This window comes from Mycolicibacterium pyrenivorans (genome assembly GCF_025821625.1).
GTDB lineage: Bacteria > Actinomycetota > Actinomycetes > Mycobacteriales > Mycobacteriaceae > Mycobacterium > Mycobacterium pyrenivorans.
In genome coordinates this window covers 1-4,895 of sequence record NZ_JACKSH010000258.1, presented here as the reverse complement: position 1 = coordinate 4,895, position 4,895 = coordinate 1, and the positions used below count along the sequence as shown (strand labels likewise).

At 68.0% G+C, this 4,895-nt stretch carries 4 protein-coding genes and 1 pseudogene; 3 read left to right on the top strand and 2 right to left on the bottom strand.

The features are described 5' to 3' along the window. Window positions 1–158 precede the first annotated feature (158 nt). Window positions 159–1,694: an alkaline phosphatase D family protein gene (locus tag H7I57_RS28560; protein WP_264027842.1), complete on the top strand. Its 1,536-nt coding sequence runs from the start codon at window positions 159–161 to the stop codon at window positions 1,692–1,694. Window positions 1,695–2,159: 465 nt separating this feature from the next. Here H7I57_RS28560 and H7I57_RS28555 read toward each other — a convergent pair. Next, window positions 2,160–2,641, bottom strand: a pseudogene (locus H7I57_RS28555) (hypothetical protein). A 59-nt stretch (window positions 2,642–2,700) separates the two neighbouring features. Then, a complete protein-coding gene (locus H7I57_RS28550; protein ID WP_264027841.1) occupies window positions 2,701–3,381 on the bottom strand; it encodes a winged helix-turn-helix transcriptional regulator in 681 nt (226 codons plus the stop codon). Between the two features lie 124 nt (window positions 3,382–3,505). Between H7I57_RS28550 and H7I57_RS28545 the strand changes: the two genes are divergently transcribed. Together H7I57_RS28545 and H7I57_RS28540 are read left to right on the top strand one after the other, a co-directional pair. Then, the gene (locus tag H7I57_RS28545) at window positions 3,506–3,718 is read left to right on the top strand and encodes a hypothetical protein (protein WP_264027839.1); all 213 of its coding nucleotides are present in this window, start codon (window positions 3,506–3,508) and stop codon (window positions 3,716–3,718) included. Between the two features lie 261 nt (window positions 3,719–3,979). Next, a partial coding sequence (locus H7I57_RS28540) for a serine/threonine-protein kinase (RefSeq protein WP_264027837.1) occupies window positions 3,980–4,895 on the top strand: 916 nt, incomplete at its 3' end.

Genomic DNA, 4,895 nt, shown 5'->3' with positions numbered 1-4,895 from the left:
CCATGCAGACACGGCGTCGCAAGGCGACCACCAGCCCATTTTCACCCCGGAACGGGCGACCGCAAGGTCACATTGGCTGGAATGCAATTCCGGCGGAATCCAGGCTCCGTATGTGCGCCCGTCACCCTCGAGCAAGGTGACCAGCTGACACTGCGGCCGTGTCGGTATCGACGAACCTGCGCCGTCGTGCGGTTCTCAAAGGCGCGGCGGGGTTGGCCGCCCTGCCTCTGCTCGGCTTCACCACCGAGGTCCGTCGCGGCCCGGTGCCGGCCGACCCCTTCACCCTCGGCGTGGCCTCCGGCGAACCCACCGCAGACGGGGTGGTGCTGTGGACCCGGCTGGCCCCGCACCCGTTGGCCGACGACGGCCTCGGCGGGATGCCGCCGCGGGTAGTTGACGTCGAATGGGAGGTCGCGACCGACGACAGGTTCACACGCGTCGCGCAACGCGGAACCACAGTCGCCACAACGGAGTCGGCGCACAGCGTGCACGTCGACGTGGCGGGTCTGCGGCCCGGCGGCGAATACTTCTACCGGTTCCGCGCCCACGGTTTCCTCTCACCCGCTGGCCGCACCCGCACCGCGCCGGCGCCAGGAACGCTCGCGCCACTGACGATGTGCGTCGCCTCATGCTCGAACTACGAACAGGGCTGGTTCACCGCCTACCGCAAGCTCGCCGAGGAGGAGCCGGATCTCGTTGTACACCTTGGTGATTACCACTACGAGTACGGCGCCCGTGACGGTGGTGTGCGACGGCATGCCGGTTCCGAGACCGTCACGCTGGCCGACTACCGACGGCGCTATGCGCAGTACAAGACCGACCAGGACCTGCAGGCCGCGCACGCCGCGGCGCCGTGGCTGGTGGTGTTCGACGACCACGAGGTCACCGACAACTGGGCCGGCGCGGTTCCCGGCGAGCAAGCCGGGTTCGCTGCTCGCCGCGCCGCCGCCCTGCAGGCGTACTACGAGAACATGCCCTTGCGGGCGTGGGCGAGGCCGCACCGCGGACACATGCGGCTGTACCGGCGCATCGAATGGGGGTCGCTGGCGACCTTCCATATGCTCGACACCCGCCAGCACCGTACCCACCAGGCGTGTGGCGACGAGTTCGGCAGCGACTGTCGCGAGCAATTCGACCCGTCGCGGACGTTGACCGGTGCCGACCAGGAACGGTGGCTGCTCAACGGTTTTCAGCGTTCACGAGCACGGTGGGACGTGCTCGGACAACAGGTTTTCTTCGCGCCGATGGATGTGACCGCAGGCCTGGGACGAGGCATCAACCCCGACGCGTGGGACGGCTACGCCGCCAACCGAGACCGCATCATCTCCGGGCTGGTGAACTCGCCGGTGCGCAACGCCGTGGTGCTCACCGGCGACGTGCATTCGCACTGGGCCGCCGAAGTCCGCGAACGGCTCGACGATCCCCTATCACGGCGCGTGGCAACGGAATTGGTGACCTCGTCGATCACGTCGGGCGGCGACGGCTCCGATACCCGCGCGGACGTCGACGCAATCCTGCCCGACAATCCTCATATCCGGTACTTCAGCAATCGGCGTGGCTATGTGCGCACCCGCATCTCCGCCGAGGAACTGCGCGCCGACTTCCGCATCCTGCCGTTCGTGTCCCGTCCCGACGCCCCGGTGCTGACCGGCGCATCGTTCGTGGTGCCCGACCGCACCCCCGCACTCCTCTGATCGGCCGCGCGCTCGAACACCACCGACGGACGCAGCTGGGCGAGCAAGGGCCACCGCGCCAGTGCTTCGTAGCCGACGGTCTTTCCGTCGGCGAGCGACACGACCGGCTGAAACATCGGGATGAGACCGGTGCCCTCGGCGGCGGCGTCGATGAAGTCCGCCGGGGGGATGCCAGTCGAGTTTTCAACGAGAGAAGTCATCTTGTAGCTCACCGAATGACAGTGCAGGCAAACAACGCCGGCCGCAGTGCAGATCACGGGTATGGCGACACAGGTCGTCGTCTGATGTCCCGCATACCGTCTGGGGCTCGGAGACAAGGCGCGAAGTGACTGTCCCCCATAGCGAGTGGGCAATACGGCCTCGCCGCTTTCTGGCCAAACGCCAAACAGTGTCACCAGCCTACACCCGCCGGCGCACGCGGGGTCGGAACCGGCAATCTCCCGAAGCGCGCGTGAGTGCCTCTTCTCAGACCCGTGGCGTCAGCTTGATCGCCGCGATCTTCAGCCGTGGAACGGCGTCTTCCCACTCCGCGACGGTTGGCACGCGGCCGTCGCGGAACTTCATCCCCATCGTCCGTTGGGCCCGCTTGGCGCCGTAGGACTGCGACAGCCGGTGGACGATGTCGACCACGGTGGGCGGATCCGTGATGAGCCGGCCGTGCATCGATGCCTTCTTGCCGCGGTGGTACACCACGGCGTCCGCGCCGTCGCGAAAGTTGTGCTTCCACTGGGCTTCCAGCACCACGTAGAGGTCACCGTCGAGGTGGTGTGCGCTGACCGGGATCGAGAACGGCCGCCCGCTCTTGCGGCCGGTGAAGTTGAGAGCATGAACTCGCCGATGCGGCCGCCCAGCGGGGTGCGCAGCACCCGACGCAGGACGGGGTTGATCACCCGCAACACCGGTTCCGGGGGATGAGCGGCGTCGATCGCCGCCGACTGATCTGCCATGCCCACACGGTAGAACTCCGACAGGGTCCAGGGCCGCCGAACGGTTACCCCCGCGAGGTTCAGGCCACGCTGAGCTCGGTCAGGCGCTTCTCGATGACGCTCAACAGCGCCGCGGAGGCGGCGGGGTCACCGGTGACGTCGAGCCGGCCCTGCGCGACGGCGTCGTCGAGGGTCACCTTCTGGCCCACCAGCGCCGCGATGGTCGGCGCGCTCGCACGCACGGTGACGTCGCTCGGCGTCGCACCGCCACCCGGCCGCACCGACACCCTGCCTTCGCGAATACGCAGGCACGCGGTGCTGTCGTCGATGTTGAACTCGTACACCGCGTCGAGGTCTCGCGGCGCGTCCTCGCGCATGTCGGCCGCCAGGAACGTCAGTAGCCATTCGGCGCGGAACAACTCGCTGTCGGGGTCGGCGTTGGCCATCTGGTGGCGGGCTCCCCACATCGCCAGCGGGATGACCGCCGCGGCGAGCTCGCGGCCGGAGTCGGAGAGTTCGTAGACCACCGCCGAGCCCGGCTGGTCGCGAGCCAGCCGGCGCTGGATGACGCCGTCGGCCTCGAGCTGCCGCACCCGGGTGGCCAGCAGGCTGGTCCCGATACCGGCCAGGGACTCTGCCAGCTCCGTGTACCGCTTCGGGCCAGAGCCGAGCTCGCGCACGAGAAGCAGCGTCCACCGTTCGCCGACCACGTCGAGGGCGTGAGCGAGGCCGCAGAACTGTCCATAGCTCTTCCTGCTCATGGCAAGCATCCTACCCACATCACTCCTATTTCTATCTTCGACTTAAGTTTCTGGTGGCGACTTCACTTTCTTATGTTACGTTGCGAAGGTGAGCGTGACCAGACCAAAGATGAGGTGAATTGCGATGGCTTCGATATCCCACTCCAGGCCTCTGGCCGGTGTTCGCTGGGCGCTGATGGCGCTGGTGCGCGGGCGTCATCCCGCCGCTCGTGCGGCCGACGGCGTCGCCGAGGTGACCGCGCCGATGCGGCAGGGCAAGCCCAGGCGCCACTACCCGCCGCAACGCGATTCGCTCTTCGAGCAGTCCGCGATGGCCCGGGAGATGTTCCGGCTCTGAGCGTCCCGAACCCGCGCCATGACGTTGCCGGCACCCAGCCGGGCACCATCTCCACACGATCCCGGGGTGCCGAGTAGGGCCAAATGAGGGCCCATCGTGGTAAAAATGCAGCACTTGCGCACCACACAACGTCATCGCAACGCATCGGACGTCCAGAACGGGCAACCAGTCGTCAGCCGATTGACATGCAACCGGGCAGCCCCGGCAAACATGATGTAACTTCGATCGACTACCGACTGGCCGCAGCCGAGGAGACAACCGGTGAATGCGACACCGTTCGGGCACTATCAGCTCCAGAAGCTGATCGGCCAGGGCGGGATGGGTGAGGTCTACAAGGCCTACGACACCAAGACCGATCGGATCGTCGCGATCAAGGTGTTGCCGCACCACATGGCCGTCGACGAGACGTTCCAGGCGAGGTTCCGCCGGGAGTCTCAGGCCGCCGCGGGCATCAACGACCCGCACGTGGTCCCCATTCACGGGTTCGGCGAAATCGACGGCCGGCTGTACCTGGACATGCGCCTGATCGAGGGCCGCAACCTGGGCACGATGCTGGCGGAAACCGAGAAGCCGCTCGGCGCGGCGTTCGCCGTGACGGTCGTGGAGCAGGTGGCCCACGCGCTGGACGCCGCGCACAAGGCGGGGCTGATCCACCGGGACATCAAGCCGTCCAACATCCTCATCACCGGCCGCGACTTCGTGTACCTGATCGACTTCGGGCTGGCCCGGACCGCGGGGGAGAAGGGGCTGACGACCGCGGGCAGCACCCTGGGCACGCTGGCCTACATGGCGCCGGAACGCTTCGAGGGCGGCGACGTCGACGCCCGCTCCGACATCTATGCGCTGACGTGTGTGCTCTACGAATGTCTCACCGGCTCAAGGCCTTACCCCGCGGACAGCCTCGAGCAGCAGATCGCCGGGCACATGGTCTCCCCGCTGCCGCGCCCGTCCGACAGCGATCCGCGGCTGGCCGCCTTCGACGAGGTCATCGCCAAGGGCATGGCCAAGAAGCCCGACAAGCGGTATCAGACCGCGGGCGAGCTGGCCGCCGCCGCGCGCCGCGCCCTCAACGCGCCGGTCCGCCGGGACGGCAGCGGGTCGCGGCACGCGGCCCGCCCCAAACGCGCGCTGCCGACCAAGGCGCTCGCGGCCGGTGCCGCCGTGCTGGCCGCGACCG